Genomic DNA, 16,332 nt, shown 5'->3' on the forward strand with positions numbered 1-16,332 from the left:
CCTCGCCGTGGAGCATAAAGTATGTTTCTTCCATTGATCAATACGTTGACATTAATCTTCCAATAATCGACAGGGAACCGGGCATGCTGGACAGCAAAGTGGAGCAGATCGACGGCAAGCTCACGCCGAACGAACGCACCCTGTGGGCCTATATCCAGGCGAACCTGGAGACCATCGCCTTCGAGAGCGGCGCCAGCCTGGCGGAGAAGAGCGGGGTCAGCCCCAACACCGTCAGCCGCTTCCTGCGGCGCCTCGGCTACAAGGGGCTGAAGAGCCTTAAGGAAGAGCTGCGCGACGACATCCGCGTGCAGTCGCTGCTCAACACCACGCTGATCGAGCGGGTGGAGAAGCAGCCGGACGACCTGCTCGCCCACCTCAACGAGGAGATCGATGCGCTGGTCAGCTTCGGCAGCCAGCTCAACAGCCAGCACTGGCAGGACATCGTCACCCGCGTGGCCGGCGCCGAGCGCGTGTTCGTCTGCGGCTTCCAGACCATCCGCGGCCTGGCCGAGGACTTTGCCAGCCGCCTGTCCCTGGTGCGTTCGGGGGTGGAGTTTCTCGACCTCTACCGCGGCGTGCTGGGCCAGTGGGTGGACAGCCGCGACGAGCGCTGCTGCGTGGTGCTGATCGATATCGCGCCCTATGCCGATGTCGGCATCGCCTTCGCCAACACCCTCAAGGAGGACACCGACCTGGTGGTGTTCACCGACGAATACGGCATCGCCCGGCACATCTCCACGCCCTGGATCGTCACCATGAAGACCAAGACGGGGCTGATCCTCGAATCCACCGGCGGCCTCACCAGTGCCCTCAACGTGCTGTTGCACTGCGTCGCCGCCCAGCGCAAGGGCGAGCTGAAGGAGCGCCTCGGCGCCTATCGCGCACGGGTGGAAAGCCTGCAGCTGTACCGCACCTGATACCCCGGTTGCCCGAGCCGGGCACGGCTCACCCCGGCTGGCGCCCAGCCGGGGGTGGCTGCGCAAGTTGTCCGGAATTATCCCCTTTTGTCCGTTTATATCGTTCTGCCCCTTCGCCCCCGCTGACAGAATCAAAGGCGTCGAGGGCCTTTGCGTCATGCGAAAAAGCCCAATAAGAACAATCTCTTAGAGCTTGCGATAAGCATGTCCAGTGCGATCAGCATCGACCGTGTCTGCATGGAGTTCGGCGATCCGGGGCAGGGCGTCCGCGCCCTGGACGAGGTTTCCCTGGAAATCCGCGCCAACGAGTTCTTCACCCTTCTCGGCCCCTCCGGCTGCGGCAAGACCACCCTCCTGCGCCTGATCGCCGGTTTCGAGCAGCCCAGCTCCGGTGCCATCCGCCTGTACGGCGAGGAGATGCAGGGCCTGCCGCCCTTCCGCCGCCCGGTCAACACCGTGTTCCAGAGCTACGCGCTGTTCCCGCACATGACGGTGGCGCAGAACATCGGCTTCGGCCTGGAGATGCAGGGCCGCCCCAAGGCCGAGATCGAGGCCACGGTGCAGCGCATGCTGGAGCTGGTGAAGCTGCCGGACGTGGGCCGGCGCCGCGCCGACCAGCTCTCCGGCGGCCAGCAGCAGCGCATCGCCCTGGCCCGCGCCCTGGCCAGCCGGCCCAAGGTGCTGTTGCTGGACGAATCCCTCTCGGCGCTGGACCAGAAGCTGCGCAAGGACATGCAGATCGAGCTCAAGCGCCTGCAGCACGAGACCGGCATCACCTTCATCTTCGTCACCCACGACCAGGAAGAAGCCCTGACCATGTCCGACCGCATCGCGGTGATGCACAAGGGGCGCATCCTCCAGGTCGGCAGCCCGACCGAGATCTACGAAGCACCGGTGGACCGCACCGTGGCCGACTTCATCGGCGAGACCAACTTCCTCGATGCCGAGGCGCTGGACAGCGGCGTGCGCCTGGCCGACGGGCAGGTGCTCGATGCTCCCGGCGAGCGCCGTGGCCCGGTGACCCTGGCCATCCGCCCCGAGCGCATCGCCATCGACCTGGACGGCAACCTCGAAGGGGAGGTGGAGACGGTGGTCTACGTCGGCACCGACACCCTCTACCTGCTGCGCGTGGCCGGGCAGAGCGGCTTCCGCGTGCGCCGGCAGAACCGCGACGGCGCCGGTGGCTGCCTGGAGGCCGGCACCCGGGTGCGCCTGCAGGTACCCGCCAGCGCGGTGCGGGTGCTGCCGCGATGAGCAGCCTGCGCGCCCAGGCCGAGGCCCGCCAGCTGCGCCGGCGCCTGCTGCTGGCCGCGCCGGCCATGTTCACCCTGGGCCTGTTCCTGCTGCTGCCCCTGGGCATCATGCTGCTGGTTTCGCTGCTGCAATCGGGGGATTACGGCGGCGTGAAGTGGGGCCAGTACTCGCTGGAGGCCTACGTCAACTTCCTCTACGAGCGCGACCTGGACGACAGCCTGGTGTTCAACACCGACTACCTGCAGATCTTCCAGCGCTCCTTCTGGCTGTCGGTGATGACCACTACCGGCTGCCTGCTGATCGGCTTCCCCACCGCCCTGTACCTGGCGCTGCAGAACGAGCGCAAGCGCAACCTGCTGCTGTTCCTGGTCACCGTGCCCTTCTGGACCAACCTGCTGGTGCGGGTCTACGCCTGGATCCTGCTGCTGCGCAACGGCGGCCTGGTGGACAGCGGCCTGCACGGGCTGGGGCTGACCGACAAGGCGCTGGGCATCCTCTACACCGACGGCGCGGTGATCATCGGCCTGCTCTACACCTTCCTGCCGTTCATGGTGCTGCCCATCTACACCAGCCTGGAGAAGCTCGACTGGCGCCTGGTGGAGGCGGCCTTCGACCTGGGCGCCAACCGCTTCCAGGCCTTGCGCCGGATCATCCTGCCGCTGGCGATGCCGGGGGTGATGGCCGGGGTGATCCTGGTGTTCATCCCCTCCCTGGGCAACTACATCATTCCCGAGCTGCTGGGGGGCGGTAAGTCGCTGATGATCGGCAACCTCATCCAGCTGCAGTTCGGCGCCTCGCACAACTGGCCGCTGGGCGCGGCGCTGTCCTTCGCCCTGCTCGGCTTCGTGCTGCTGGCGATGCTGCTCTACAGCTTGCGCTTCAAGCCGGGCACCGCCGGAGGCCACCCATGAACCTGCAAGGCCCGCTCTGGCGCTTCACCGGCGTGCGCCCCACTGCCTGGCTGTTCTTCGCCTTCCTCTACGTGCCGATCCTGGTGCTGGTGGCGCTGAGCTTCAACGGCGGCCAGTCGGCGACCATCTGGGAGAGCTTCAGCCTCAAGTGGTACGCGGTGGTGGCCAACGACCCGGAGATCGTCCGCGCGGCGAAGAACTCGCTGCTGGTGGCCACCTTCGCCACCCTGATCGCCACCACCCTGGCCACCCTCGCCGCCCTGGGCATGCGCGGCCGCGCCTTCCGTGGGCAGACCGCCATGAGCGGCGTGCTCGGCCTGCCGCTGCTGGTGCCGGAGATCGTCACCGCCGTGGCCACGCTGATGTTCTTCGCCTTCATCGGCCTGAAGCTGTCGCTGTTCACCATCCTCATCGCCCACGTGGTGTTCTGCATCCCCTTCGCCTACCTGCCGATCCGTGCGCGGCTGGAGGGCATGGACCCGCGCCTGGCTGAAGCCGCCGCCGATCTCTACGCCTCGCCCTGGAAAGCCTTCTGGAAGATCACCTTCCCCCTGCTGATGCCCGGCATTTTCTCGGGGGCGATGCTGGCGTTCATCATTTCCATGGATGACTTCGTCATCACCTACTTCGTTGCCGGGGCCGGCGCGACCACCCTGCCGGTGTACATCTTCAGCTCCATCAGGATGGGCATCTCGCCGAAGATCAATGCGATTTCCTCGATCATCCTGGTGATTTCCATAGCGTTCGTTGCGTTGTCCTACTACATCGGCCAGCGCAAGCGCTGAGCCCCAAGGAGCCCGTCATGACCCGTACCACACCGCTCGCGCTCTCCCTGCTGCTCGCACTGGGCCTGTCTGGCACCGCCCAGGCCGCCGGCACCCTGCACCTGGCCAACTGGTCGGACTACTTCCCGCCGGAACTGCTGAAGAAATTCGAGAAGGACACCGGTATCAAGGCCACCCTGGACGCCTACGACAGCAACGAGACGCTGCTGGCCAAGCTCAAGGCCGGCGGCGGCGCCTACGACGTGGTGGTGCCCTCGGACAGCTTCATCCAGATCATGGCCACCGACGGCCTGCTGCAGAAGTTCGACAAGACCAAGCTGCCCAACCTGAAGAACCTCAAGGCCAACTTCCAGAACCTCGACTTCGACCCGGGCCACGACTACAGCGTGCCCTACCTCTGGGGCACCACCGGCTACAGCTACGACAGCAAGCAGGTGCCCGGCGGCAGCCTGGAGGAGAGCTGGAAGCCCTTCTTCGAACCGCCGGCCGAGCTCAAGGGCAAGGTGGTGGCGCTCAACTCCATTGAAGACCTGTACATCGCCGCGTCCCACTACCTGGCCATCGACCAGTGCACCGAGGACCCGAAGGACGCGAAGAAGATCCAGGACCTGCTGCTGGCGCAGAAACCGCTGCTGGCCATGTACAACAGCGACGGCACCATCGAGCGCATGGCCGCCGGCGAGGTGGCCATGCACATGCAGTGGAACGGCGCCTACCACCGCGCCCACGCCCAGCGCGACAGCCTGGTGTACGTCTACCCGAAGGAGGGCATCCACGTGTTCATCGACAACTTCGTGATCCCCAAGGACGCGGCCAACGTCGAGGAAGCCCACGCCTTCATCAACTGGATGATGCTGCCGGAGAACATCGCCGCGGCCTCCAACTTCGCCAAGTACAACAACGCCATCGAGGGCTCGGCCACCTTCATGGAGAAGGAGCTGTTCGACGACCCGGCGATCAACACCCCGCAGGACAAGTTGGAGCGCCTGAAGACCTTCAAGCTCTGCTCGCCCAAGGCCCTGAGCCTGCGCAGCAAGGTGTGGACCAAACTGAAGAAATGACCGGCTTCCGGCCCGCCGCCGGGCGGGCCGGACCACCCCGAGCCCCCTGGCGCGTCGACGGGAGCGACGCGCCGGCCACCTGCGCCCTCCGGCGCCCATGCACAAGAACAAGAGAGTGAACCGCCATGCCCCGCATCACCTGCCTTAGCGCCATCCCCCGCAGCGGCCGCTTGCCCGCCAGCTGACCCGGGGCCGATACGGCCCGCCCCTCGACGCACGACGCGCCCGACGATCCACCCCTGAGCGCCTGCCTGGCAGGTGCCCGCGAGGTATTTCCATGAGCAAAGCCTTCGACGATTTCACCCACAGTGCCCAGGGCACCCACCTGCGGCGCATCCTCGGCCTGCCCGCCCTGGTGTTCTTCGGCCTGGTGTACATGGTGCCGCTGACGGTGTTCACCACCTATGGCGTGGTCACCGAGATCACCGGCGGGCGCACTGCGCTGGCCTACGTGGCCACGCTGGCGGCGATGATCTTCACCGCCTTCTCCTACAGCTTCATGGTGCGCAAGTACCCGGTGGCGGGCTCGGCCTATTCCTATGCCAGCCTGAGCTTCGGGCCGGCGGTGGGCTTCCTCGCCGGCTGGTCGCTGCTGCTCGATTACCTGTTCCTGCCGATGATCAACTACCTGGTGATCGGCCTGTTCCTCAACATCGCCTTCCCCGCCGTGCCGGCCTGGGCCTTCGTGGTGGCGGCGGTGGCCCTGGTCACCCTGCTCAACCTGCGCGGCATCGGCTCGGTGTCGGGCATGAGCAACGCCATCGTCGGCGCGCAGTTGGTGTTCGTGGTGGTGTTCCTGGCGATGTCCGTGCGCAGCCTGGGCGGCGGCGAGGTGGACCTCATGGCGCCGTTGCTGGGCGATGGCACCCAGCCCGGCCTGGCGCCGCTGATGGCCGGCGCGGCGGTGCTGTGCCTGTCCTTCCTCGGCTTCGATGCGGTGTCCACCCTGGCCGAGGAGGCCCGCGACCCCCGCCGCGATATTCCCCGCGCCATCGTCATGACCACCGTCACCGCCGGGCTGCTGTTCATCCTCCTGGCCCTGGTGAGCCAGCTGGTGTTCCCCGGCAGCGCCTTCAAGGACCCGGACGCAGCCGCCACCGAGGTGATGCTCAAGGCCGGCGGCGGCCTACTCGAAGCGCTGTTCACCGCGGCCTACGTGGCCGGCGCCGCCGGTTCTGCCCTGGCGTCCCAGGCCTCGGTGTCGCGCATCCTGTTCAGCATGGGCCGCGACGGCATCCTCCCGCGCCGCGTGTTCGGCCGCCTCTCGCCGCGCTACCGCACGCCCGCCCTGTCGATCCTCCTGGTGTCCCTGGTTTCGCTGCTGGCCATCGTCATCGACCTCACCACCCTGGCCTCGATGATCAGCTTCGGCGCCCTGGTGGCCTTCTCGGTGGTGAACCTGGCGGTGATCCGCAGCCACCTGCTGGACGGCCAGCCCCACGGCCTCGGCGACAGGCTGCGCTACGGGCTGATGCCGCTGATCGGCTTCGGCCTGATCGCCTGGCTGTGGACCAGCCTCTCGGCGCTGACCCTGGGCATCGGCCTGGCCTGGTTCGCCACAGGCTTCATCTACCTGGCCTGGCACACCGGCGGCTTCAGGCGGCCGGCGCCCCAGGTGCAGTTCTCCGAACACTGATCGAATCGACCCTCCAACCAAGCCTCCCAAGGAGCCGGACATGCTGACCCTCTACAGCGACGACCATCACCTGCACCACGGCAAGCACGAACTCATCGGCGGCCAGTTCACCCCCTGCTTCGAGAAGCCCAGCCGCGCCGACATGGTCCTGGACCGCGCCAAGGCCGTGCAGCTCGGCGCCATCCAGGCGCCGCAGGACTTCGGCCTGGCGCCGATCCTGCGGGTACACGGTGAAGGCTTCGTACGCTTTTTGCAGAACGCCTGGGCCGACTGGCAGGCCAAGGGTCGCAGCCACGACATGCTGCCCATCGCCTGGCCGACGCGGCGCCTGCGCCAAGTGGAGCCCACCGACATCGACGGTCGCCTGGGCTACTACTCCTTCGACGCCGGCGCGCCCATCACCGCCGGTACCTGGCAGGCCATCATCAGCTCGGCCAATGTCGCCCTCAGCGGCCAGGCCGAACTGGCTAAGGGCGCGCGCGGGGTGTTCTCCCTGTGCCGCCCGCCGGGCCACCACGCCGCCGCCGACTACATGGGCGGCTACTGCTACCTGAACAACGCCGCCATCGCCGTGCAGGCCATGCTGGACAAGGGCGCCAAGCGCGTGGCGGTGCTCGATGTCGACTACCACCACGGCAACGGCACCCAGGACATCTTCTACGACCGTGCCGATGTGCTGTTCACCTCGATCCACGGCGACCCGCGCTTCGAGTACCCCTACTTCCTCGGCTTCGCCGACGAGAAGGGCGAGGGCGCGGGCAGGGGCTTCAACTTCAACTACCCGCTGGCCGAGGGCAGCGACTGGGCGGTGTGGAGCCAGGCCCTGGCCGACGCCTGCCGGCAGATCGCCGCCTTCGCCCCGGACGCGCTGGTGGTGTCCCTGGGTGTGGACACCTTCAAGGAGGACCCCATCTCGCAGTTCAAGCTCGACAGCCCGGACTACCTGCGCATGGGCGAGATCATCGGCCAGCTCGGCCTGCAGACCCTGTTCGTGATGGAGGGGGGTTATGCGGTGGAGGAGATCGGCATCAACGCGATCAATGTGTTGCAGGGGTTCGATGGGGTGGCGTGAGGTCGTCGCGGCTAGGGCCCCGGATGATCGCTTTCGTAGGATGGCGTAGAGCGAAGCGAAACCCATCATGCACAGGCACGTTGGGTCCTACCCGGCATGCGCCTCCTCTCTTTCGCAACAGCAAATCCCCAACGAAAAACGGCCCCGCAATGGGGCCGTTTGGAGGGCGGGGGTTGGATCAGTTGACCCGCTCGACGAACTCGACGTCGATCTCGCGGCCCATCAGGTCGCGGTCCACTTCACCGGTGAGCTTGACCTGGGCCTTGTCGTCGATGGCGTGGGGCGGCCAGTCTTCGTCGTCGATCTCGACCTTGATGGTGCCGGTGGCGTCCTTGAATTCGTAGATATCGCCCTTGATGCGTTTGACGATCTGGCCCTGGAGCACCACGGCGGCGTCGTCGGCGGCTTCCATGGCGGCGGCCACGGTGGTGACCTGGGGCGTGGAGCCGGGGCCGGTGTAGCTGGAGGCCAGGGCGGCGGTGGAGAACAGCGGGGCGATGAGCAGGGCGAGGTACTTGGCGTTCATGGGGTTGATCCCGTTCGATGTGGTTGACGGGATCAGGCTATGGCGCGGCGCTGAAGCCAGGCTTAAAACAGCCTTAAGCGAAGCTGAATGCCGTTAGCCACGCTCAGGAGCGTCGGCGTTGTCGGCCTTGCGGAACACGTAGAAGAGGTTGGGCTCGCTGACCATGTAGATGTCGCCGCGCTCGTCCATGGCCACGCCTTCGGCCCGGGGGATGCGCTTGGCCAGGCCATTGAGCCCACCCAGCAGGCTGATGAAGCTCACCGGCTCGCCGGTCTCGTCCAGCTCCAGCAGCAGGTTCGATTGCGCCGAGAGCACCAGCAGGTGGCCGGTGCGCGGGTCGACGCTGAGGGCCGAGAGGTTGCGCATGCCCAGGCCGTAGCCGGGGAGCGGGCGCAGGGCGCCTTCCAGGCGACGGCTGCCGTCGCTGTTCAGGCTGAACATCTCCGGCGTGCGTTCCTTGCCCAGCAGCAGGCGGCTTTGCGCCGGGTCCCAGGCGATGCCTTCGAAGCCCTTGTTGCCGGAATCTGGGAAGCCCAGGTCGAACTCGTCGCCCTGGGTCACGTCCAGCTCGCGGGTCAACGGGTCGAGGCGGAAGATCGACAGGCTGCGGCGGCGCTCGTCGGTCACCGCGACGTTGCCGTTCTCCAGCACCGCCACGCCTTCGGGGTTGGAGAAACCCTTGAGCGGAATGCGCCGCAGCACGTCGCCTTCACGGGTCAGCTCCACCAGTTGCGGCACCTTGCCGGTGACGGTGAACAGGGTGCCGGTGACCGGGTTGTAGGCCAGGTCGGAGGTTTCGTCGTTCTCCAGGCCCGCCAGGGGCTTGCCCTGCAGCACCGCCTTGTAGCCCGGCAGCCAGATGCTGGCGGCGCGCTCGCCCTTGCTCAGGTTGCGTTCGCTGAGCCAGAGGGAGGCGCGATCGTCGAGGTGCAGATAGCGGATGGAGGCGACGCAGGCCGCGAACAGGACCAGGAGGGTGCAGGTGCGGAGATTGGGGCGGGGAAAGGTCATGGCCATTGGCTACGGCTTCGGCTGGTGGCGGTAAGATCGTCTGCCACCGCCGAAGTTCCCTGGCGGCTTCAGATGACGCCGCTGTCGAACGAAGAATGACCGACCAGTTCCAGCACCAGGGCATCGCCCTTGTTCAGCGGGCCGACGCCCACCGGGGTGCCGGTCAGCACCACGTCGCCCGGCTGCAGGCTGAAATGCTGGCTGATGGCCTGGAGCAGCGGCAGCACCGGGTTGAGCATGTCGCTGCTGTTGCCGTCCTGGCGCACTTCGCCATTGATGGTCAGGCGGATGCCGATGTCGCTCAGCTCCTCGATGGCATCGCCCGGCACGAAGGGCGCCAGCACGCAGGCGCCGTCGAAGGCCTTGGCGACTTCCCAGGGCCAGCCCTTCTCCTTGAGCTTGGCCTGCACGTCGCGCAGGGTCAGGTCCAGGGCCGGGGCGAAGCCGGAGATGGCGTCACGGGCTTCTTCCAGGCTGGGGTTGCGCGACAGCGGCTTGCCGATCAGCACGGCGATCTCCGCTTCGTAATGCACCACGCCACGGTCCTCGGGAATGGAGAAGCCGCCTTCGATGGGCACCACGCTGGAGGCCGGCTTGATGAACAGCAGCGGCTCGGTGGGCACCGGGTTGTTCAGTTCCTTGGCGTGCTCGGCGTAGTTGCGGCCGATGCACACGACCTTGCCGAGGGGGAAATGGATGCGGGTGCCGTCGACGTACTGGTGCTGATAGCTCATTTACCGACTCCTGAACGGTGTGGATGCAAAACAGGCGGGGGATCGCTCCACCGCCTGCCTGCTCAATTGAAAATCTTGCCGGGGTTCATGATCCCGTTCGGATCAAACACCGCCTTGATGGCTTTCATGACGGCGATCTCGGGCTCCGAGCGGCTGTAGGTGAGGTAGTCGCGCTTGGTCATGCCCACGCCGTGTTCGGCGGAGATCGAGCCGTTGTATTTCTGCACGGTCTCGAACACCCACTTGTTGACGGTCGCGCACTTGGCGAAGAACTCGTCCTTGGACAGGGCATCCGGCTTGAGGATGTTCAGGTGCAGGTTGCCGTCGCCGATGTGGCCGAACCAGACCACTTCGAAGTCCGGGTAGTTGGCTTCGACGATGGTGTCGATGTCCTTGAGGAAGGCCGGCACCTTGGAAACGGTCACCGAGATGTCGTTCTTGTAGGGCGTCCAGTGGGAGATGGTCTCGGAGATGCACTCGCGCAGTTTCCACAGGTTCTGCAGCTGTTGCTCGCTCTGGCTCATCACGCCGTCCAGCACCCAGCCCTGCTCCACGCAGTGCTCGAAGGTGGCCAGGGCGTCGTTGGCCACTTCCTCGGTGGTGGCTTCGAACTCCAGCAGCGCATAGAAGGGGCATTCGGTCTCGAAGGCCGCCGGCACGTCGCCACGGGCCATGATCTTGGCCAGGGCCTTGTCGGAGAAGAATTCGAAGGCGGTGAGGTCCAGCTTGCTCTGGAAGGCGTGCAGCACCGGCATGATCGAATCGAAATCGGGGGTGCCGAGGACCATCGCGGTGAGGTTCTTCGGCGCACGATCCAGGCGCATGGTGGCCTCGACCACGAAGCCCAGGGTGCCTTCGGCGCCGATGAACAGCTGGCGCAGGTCGTAGCCGGTGGCGTTCTTGATCAGGTCCTTGTTCAGCTCCAGCAGCTCGCCGGTGCCGGTGACGACCTTGAGGCCGGCGACCCAGTTACGGGTCATGCCGTAGCGAATGACCTTGATCCCGCCGGCATTGGTGCCGATGTTGCCGCCAAGTTGGCTGGAACCTGCGGATGCGAAGTCCACCGGGTAGTACAGGCCCTTGTCCTCGGCGAAATTCTGCAGCTGTTCGGTGATCACACCCGGCTGGCACACGGCGGTGCGGTCGAATTCGTTGAATTCGAGAATCTGGTTCATGTAGTCGAAGGCCACGACCACCTCGCCATTGGCGGCGACGGCGGCAGCGGAGAGGCCGGTACGGCCGCCCGAGGGCACCAGGGCGACCTTGTGCTGGTTGGCCCAGCGGACGATGGCCTGCACCTGCTCGGTGGTCTTGGGGAAGACGATGGCGGTAGGCGCTGGCGCGAAGTGCTTGGTCCAGTCCTTGCCGTAGGCGTTCAGGGAATCAGCGTCGGTCAGCACCTTGCCAGGCTCAACCAGGGTCTTCAGCTCTTCGATCAGGGCAACATTGGTCATCAAGGGAACTCTCGAATCATTCATGGTCGCCCTGAGAACGTTTCAGGTCGCAACCGAGCAAGGAAAAAGGAGAACATGCTAGCATACGCACCCCGTGAATCATGCCTTACAGGCGTTTTGCGGGGTAGCTGCAGCACAGCCTTCTGAACTTTTCTACCGGGACAAATAGGTACGCAGATGAGCAAGACCTCCCTCGACAAGAGCAAGATCAAGTTCCTTCTCCTCGAAGGCGTCCACCAGAACGCCGTGGACACCCTGAAGGCCGCCGGCTACAGCAACATCGAGTACCTCAAGGGCGCGCTCTCGGACGACGAACTGAAGGAAAAGATCGCTGATGCCCATTTCATCGGCATCCGCTCCCGCACCCAGCTGACCGAGGAAGTGTTCGACTGCGCCAAGAAGCTCATCGCCGTGGGCTGCTTCTGCATCGGTACCAACCAGGTCGACCTGAACGCCGCCCGCGAACGCGGTATCGCGGTGTTCAACGCCCCCTATTCCAACACCCGCTCGGTCGCCGAGCTGGTTCTGGCCGAAGCCATCCTGCTGCTGCGCGGCATCCCGGAGAAGAACGCCTCCTGCCACCGTGGTGGCTGGATCAAGTCGGCGGCCAACTCCTTCGAGATCCGTGGCAAGAAGCTCGGCATCGTCGGTTACGGCTCCATCGGCACCCAGCTCTCGGTACTGGCCGAGGCCCTGGGCATGCAGGTGTTCTTCTACGACACCCTGACCAAGCTGCCGCTGGGCAACGCCACCCAGATCGGTAGCCTGCACGAGCTGCTGGGCATGTCCGACATCGTCTCCCTGCACGTTCCCGAGCTGCCCTCCACCCAGTGGATGATCGGCGAGAAGGAAATCCGCGCCATCAAGAAGGGCGGCATCCTGATCAACGCCGCGCGCGGCACCGTGGTCGAGCTGGACCACCTGGCCGCCGCCATCAAGGACGAGCACCTGATCGGCGCCGCCATCGACGTGTTCCCGGTCGAGCCGAAGTCCAACGACGAAGAGTTCGAAAGCCCGCTGCGTGGCCTGGATCGCGTGATCCTGACCCCGCACATCGGTGGTTCCACCGCCGAGGCCCAGGCCAACATCGGCCTGGAAGTGGCCGAGAAGCTGGTCAAGTACAGCGACAACGGCACCTCCGTGTCCTCGGTCAACTTCCCCGAAGTGGCCCTGCCGTCGCACCCCGGCAAGCACCGCCTGCTGCACATCCACGCCAACGTTCCCGGCGTGATGAGCGAAATCAACAAGGTGTTCGCCGACAATGGCATCAACATCTCCGGCCAGTACCTGCAGACCAATGCCAAGGTCGGCTACGTGGTGATCGACGTCGACGCCGAGTACTCGGATCTGGCGCTGGAGAAGCTGCAGCACGTCAACGGCACCATTCGCAGCCGCGTCCTCTTCTAACCCAGGGCTGCTGCGCGTCGGCGATACGGCGTTGGGAACGGTCTCGACGTGCTCATTCACAGATGTGAACTCCGCGCTTCTCGGCCATTCCCGCCTTGTCTCGCTCTGGCTCGCGAGCCCTGACGATGGAGATGGACAGTAAAAAGGGAGGCTTTGGCCTCCCTTTTTCATGCCTGGGATTTCAGGTTCATCTGAACGATTCGAGCTGAGGTTCGACAGGATGAATGCGTGCCCTAGGGCCCTGACGACGAAGCTGGACAGTAAAAAGGGAGGCCTCGGCCTCCCTTTTTCATGCCCGCGATTTCACGATCATTTCACGGTGACGGTGATCTTCTCGGAGATGACCGGCGGGTCCAGCGGCACGTGGTTCTTGTCGCCCACCAGCAGCTGCAGGGTGTGCTTGCCCGGCGGCAGGGTGACCTGGGTTTCCGTCTGGCCCTTGCCGAAGTGCTTGAGGTTGTCGGTCATCGGCAGCGGCATGTTCATCGCCGGTTCCTTGTCGACATCGATCAGCAGGTGGTGGTGGCCGGTGGCGGGGGAATCGACCCCGGCGGGTGCTACACCCATGCCCTGCAAACCGAACTTGACGCTAAACGTCTTGTCCACAGTGGCGCCGTCGGCGGGCTCGATGAAATAGACCTTGGCGCCTTCGGGGGCCGGGGTGCGTGGCATCTCGGCGAACGACGCGGTGGAAACCACCGCCAGCAGGGCCGCAAGGCCCAGGGGAGCGTACGCAAGCTTCATGACTGACTCCTTGTTGGTAAGCAACACACAGACCCTGCATGGGGGGTTAGGTTCAGCGGCCGACGTTGCCGGTTGTGTCTACGCTGAACCCACCGTCCCGGGTCATCGATCAAGAAGAACCAGAGGTTTACCTGAAATGCGCCTGTTGCACTGCCTGCTCGCCCTCATTCCCCTGGTCGCCGCGCCGCTGGCCCGGGCCGACCTGATCGACGATGTCTGGGAGCGTGGCAGCCTGCGGATTGCCCTGGTTGACGACGCGCCGCCCTACAGCTTCCGCCAGGACGACAAGCTCACCGGCTACGAGGTGGAGCTTGGCCACGCCCTGGCCGATGAGCTCAACGTCAAGGCGGACTTCATTCCCGTGCCGCGCGACAAGCTGCTCGATGGCCTGCGCAGTGGCAGTGTAGACATCGTGCTCAGCCGCGAGGCCCAGGCCGCCCGTGATGATCAGCAACTGGAGTTCAGCGAGCCCTATGGCGTCGGTGGCGGCCAGCAGATCGCCGGCGGCACCGACAGCGGCGGGCTGACCCAGTCGCTGGCGCCCAGCCAGGCCCAGGACAAGAGCGCGGAGGGCAGCGAGAAGGGCCCGCAGGAGCAGGCGATCCCCTTCCTCAAGGAGAACCCGGCGTTCCGCAGTGCCCTCAACAATGCCCTGAACAAGCTCAAGAGCAGCGGGCGCCTGGACGAGCTGTCGCGCAAATGGCTGGAGGGCCAGGCGCCTTCCCAGGCGGCGTCGGAGGGCGAGAAACCGCAGCCGTCGCCCCAGCCCGAATCCAAGCCCGAAGCGGACCCCGAGCAGCCCTAGCCGGCTGCTGCGGCTTCCCGCACCGCCAGCCAGGCGGCTGCGGCCTCAAGCTGCGTTTCGTTGAACACCCGCACGCCTTCGGCGCGCAGCAGCGCCGCCGTCACGCCTTCGCCGGGCACGCGGGTGCCGCTGAAGGTGCCGTCATAGGCCTCTTCGTTGCCGCAGGAAGGGCTGCGTGCCTTGAGCACCGCAACACCGATGCCATGGCGACGCACCAGCTCTAGGGCGATGCCCGCGCCGGCGACGAACTCGGCGGTGACGTCCTCGCCGCTGTCGGTCACCACCGGTATTCGCCCTTCCAGCACCTGCGTGCCCTGGCCGCCCGGAATCTCCGCCGGCGCCCTGGGCGTCGGCAGGCCGCCGGCGACTTCCGGGCACACCGGCATGATGCGCCCCTCGTCCTGCCAGCGTTGCAGCAGGTCATAGGGGCCGTGGGCGCCGCCGTCGTATCGCACCCGTTGCCCCAGCAGGCAGCGGCTGACCAGAATTTTCTGCATGAATCACTCCTCGAAGGCTGCCAGCCTACTCCGCGTCGCTGCCAGGGTCACCGCGCGTAACACCCGTGAAGTTCCTTGCGCCGCACCAGTCTTTGGCTGGCCCATCCTTAGGCGGGAAGCGGCGAGGGGCACTGGCGCAGCGGCAAGGGGCTCCCCAGACTGCGGCGGCCAACCCGCGAAGGACAGCCGCCATGCCCATAACAAGAACGATCCCGCTCCTCGCCTGCACCGCCTTGCTGTTCTGCGCCTCCAGCCAGGCAGCCATGGAAACACTCGATAACCAGCAGCTTTCCGACGTCACCGGCCAGGCCGGCATCAGCATCCGCCTGGACGTGATGGCGCGCATCGACAAGCTCAGCTGGACCGACAGCGGCAACAGCGTCTCGCTGCGCAATATCCGCATCGACAACGGCTGCGACAGCCCCAGCGCCTGCCCCAATGGCGCCGGCGGCAGTTTCGCCCTGGGCCCGGCGCAGCTCGGCCTGACCTTGCCGATCTTCAACATCGACCAGCCGACCCTGATGGTCGATGTGGTGAAGAACGCCAGCGGCAAGGACCAGCTGGTTCTCACCCTGCCGGACCTGACCACCATCAACGACCAACTGATCCAGTCGGGCCTGCCCGCCCAGCGCATCCGCATGCGGGTGAGCAGCGACATGTACGTGGGCGACAGCAGCCTGGGCAATATCGAGATCCGCGACATCGTCGACCTGCGCGGCACCTTCAAGGTCTGGGGCCACTAAGGCCCCGGGCGGCTCAGAGCGGGCCGTCACCGCGGCGGCGGAACCAGCCGGTGAGGGAGAGGCGCTCGCGGCTGGCCGGCAGCACCTCGTGGGGCAGGTCGCCGGAGAGGAACACCACCAGGGTGCCGGCTTCGGGGAGCACGTCGTGGGTGGCGCCGTCGGCCAGGTACAGGCGCAGTTCGCCGCCCTCGCCGGGCTGCCAGTCGGGGTTGAGGTAGAGCACCGCCGAGACCGCGCGGCGATCATCGTCGCGGAAGCGGTCCAGGTGCTTCTGGTAGAACGCCCCCGGCGGATAGAGGGCGAAATGCGCCTCGAAATCCTCCAGCCCCAGGAACAGCTCGCGGTTCAGCCGCAGGCGCAGCTCATCCATCAGTTCCAGGTAGTGGTCGCAGGGCGCGGCCTGGCCGGGTTCCAGCCAATCGATGCGGTCGCCACGGATGCCTTCGCGCACCTGCTGGCCATCGCCCCGGCCGATGCCCGCCGGGCTCAGCTCGCCGGCCGCCGCGCGGGCGCGGCATTCCCGCGCCAGGGCGGCGACCAGGTCGGCCGCGATGGCGCCGGGCTGCAACGACCAGCCGCGCTGGGCAACGTCGTCGCTGATGGGCTCGAAGGGGATGAACGCGTCGGGATTCGGCATGATCGGCGCATTCTAATCAGGCCGCAGAATGCCGCCTACAGCGTTCGGTTAAATTTATGACGAGGCCTTCTCAGCTCCTCGACAAGCCCGCCCGCCAGCACGGAGAATAGCCCCCGCGCCACCATGGCCGGAGCCCCA

Annotated in this window: 17 protein-coding genes; 10 read left to right on the plus strand and 7 right to left on the minus strand. The window is 66.0% G+C overall.

The features are described 5' to 3' along the window. Positions 1-83 precede the first annotated feature (83 nt). From ACXI0U_RS25430 to ACXI0U_RS25460, 7 genes are all read left to right on the plus strand, one after another. Positions 84-917 carry a MurR/RpiR family transcriptional regulator gene (locus ACXI0U_RS25430; RefSeq protein WP_021218273.1) on the plus strand — a complete coding sequence of 278 codons (834 nt, stop codon included), beginning with the start codon at positions 84-86 and terminating at the stop codon, positions 915-917. A 204-nt stretch (positions 918-1,121) separates the two neighbouring features. Then, entirely contained in the window at positions 1,122-2,171 is a 1,050-nt protein-coding gene (locus ACXI0U_RS25435; RefSeq protein ID WP_184488351.1) for an ABC transporter ATP-binding protein, read from the plus strand. Continuing rightward, positions 2,168-3,082 carry an ABC transporter permease gene (locus ACXI0U_RS25440; protein ID WP_021218275.1) on the plus strand — a complete coding sequence of 305 codons (915 nt, stop codon included), beginning with the start codon at positions 2,168-2,170 and terminating at the stop codon, positions 3,080-3,082. Before ACXI0U_RS25435 ends, ACXI0U_RS25440 begins: the two co-directional genes overlap by 4 nt. Next, positions 3,079-3,867 carry an ABC transporter permease gene (locus ACXI0U_RS25445; protein ID WP_021218276.1) on the plus strand — a complete coding sequence of 263 codons (789 nt, stop codon included), beginning with the start codon at positions 3,079-3,081 and terminating at the stop codon, positions 3,865-3,867. The genes ACXI0U_RS25440 and ACXI0U_RS25445 overlap by 4 nt, the downstream gene beginning before the upstream one ends. 17 nt (positions 3,868-3,884) lie before the next feature. Then, on the plus strand, positions 3,885-4,928 hold the full coding sequence (locus ACXI0U_RS25450) for an ABC transporter substrate-binding protein (protein ID WP_374979566.1): 1,044 nt from the start codon (positions 3,885-3,887) through the stop codon (positions 4,926-4,928). Between the two features lie 277 nt (positions 4,929-5,205). After that, on the plus strand, positions 5,206-6,564 hold the full coding sequence (locus tag ACXI0U_RS25455) for an APC family permease (RefSeq protein ID WP_479550997.1): 1,359 nt from the start codon (positions 5,206-5,208) through the stop codon (positions 6,562-6,564). Positions 6,565-6,604: 40 nt separating this feature from the next. Further along, positions 6,605-7,636, plus strand: a complete 1,032-nt coding sequence (locus ACXI0U_RS25460) for a histone deacetylase family protein (protein WP_479550998.1) — start codon at positions 6,605-6,607, stop codon at positions 7,634-7,636. Between the two features lie 178 nt (positions 7,637-7,814). Here the strand turns inward: ACXI0U_RS25460 and ACXI0U_RS25465 are convergent, their stop codons facing one another. From ACXI0U_RS25465 to ACXI0U_RS25480, 4 genes are all read right to left on the minus strand, one after another. After that, the gene (locus tag ACXI0U_RS25465; RefSeq protein WP_021218280.1) at positions 7,815-8,162 is read right to left on the minus strand and encodes a NirD/YgiW/YdeI family stress tolerance protein; all 348 of its coding nucleotides are present in this window, start codon (positions 8,160-8,162) and stop codon (positions 7,815-7,817) included. Between the two features lie 93 nt (positions 8,163-8,255). After that, a complete protein-coding gene (locus ACXI0U_RS25470; RefSeq protein ID WP_169708372.1) occupies positions 8,256-9,173 on the minus strand; it encodes an SdiA-regulated domain-containing protein in 918 nt (305 codons plus the stop codon). 68 nt (positions 9,174-9,241) lie between these two features. Further along, a complete protein-coding gene (locus ACXI0U_RS25475; protein WP_021218282.1) occupies positions 9,242-9,907 on the minus strand; it encodes a fumarylacetoacetate hydrolase family protein in 666 nt (221 codons plus the stop codon). A gap of 62 nt (positions 9,908-9,969) precedes the next feature. Next, the gene (locus ACXI0U_RS25480; protein WP_479550999.1) at positions 9,970-11,361 is read right to left on the minus strand and encodes an FAD-binding oxidoreductase; all 1,392 of its coding nucleotides are present in this window, start codon (positions 11,359-11,361) and stop codon (positions 9,970-9,972) included. Between the two features lie 177 nt (positions 11,362-11,538). On the opposite strand from ACXI0U_RS25480, the gene serA reads away from it, so the two are divergent. Beyond that, positions 11,539-12,768, plus strand: a complete 1,230-nt coding sequence (serA, locus tag ACXI0U_RS25485; RefSeq protein ID WP_043246955.1) for a phosphoglycerate dehydrogenase — start codon at positions 11,539-11,541, stop codon at positions 12,766-12,768. Positions 12,769-13,077: 309 nt separating this feature from the next. On the opposite strand, the gene ACXI0U_RS25490 is transcribed toward serA, so the two are convergent. Next, positions 13,078-13,512, minus strand: coding sequence for a DUF4399 domain-containing protein (locus ACXI0U_RS25490; protein WP_021218285.1), 435 nt, complete (start codon positions 13,510-13,512; stop codon positions 13,078-13,080). Between the two features lie 136 nt (positions 13,513-13,648). Between ACXI0U_RS25490 and ACXI0U_RS25495 the strand changes: the two genes are divergently transcribed. Then, on the plus strand, positions 13,649-14,317 hold the full coding sequence (locus ACXI0U_RS25495) for a transporter substrate-binding domain-containing protein (protein WP_158545626.1): 669 nt from the start codon (positions 13,649-13,651) through the stop codon (positions 14,315-14,317). Here the strand turns inward: ACXI0U_RS25495 and ACXI0U_RS25500 are convergent. Further along, positions 14,314-14,814: a 2-thiouracil desulfurase family protein gene (locus ACXI0U_RS25500; protein ID WP_479551000.1), complete on the minus strand. Its 501-nt coding sequence runs from the start codon at positions 14,812-14,814 to the stop codon at positions 14,314-14,316. The genes ACXI0U_RS25495 and ACXI0U_RS25500 overlap by 4 nt on opposite strands. Positions 14,815-15,005: 191 nt before the next feature. Between ACXI0U_RS25500 and ACXI0U_RS25505 the strand changes: the two genes are divergently transcribed. Continuing rightward, a complete protein-coding gene (locus tag ACXI0U_RS25505; RefSeq protein ID WP_043245801.1) occupies positions 15,006-15,557 on the plus strand; it encodes a DUF6160 family protein in 552 nt (183 codons plus the stop codon). Between the two features lie 13 nt (positions 15,558-15,570). Here the strand turns inward: ACXI0U_RS25505 and ACXI0U_RS25510 are convergent, their stop codons facing one another. After that, positions 15,571-16,194 (minus strand): 2OG-Fe(II) oxygenase, encoded by a 624-nt coding sequence (locus tag ACXI0U_RS25510; RefSeq protein WP_374979573.1) that lies wholly within the window; start codon positions 16,192-16,194, stop codon positions 15,571-15,573. Positions 16,195-16,332 lie beyond the last annotated feature (138 nt).

It is taken from the genome of Pseudomonas sp. C9D1 (genome assembly GCF_056491235.1).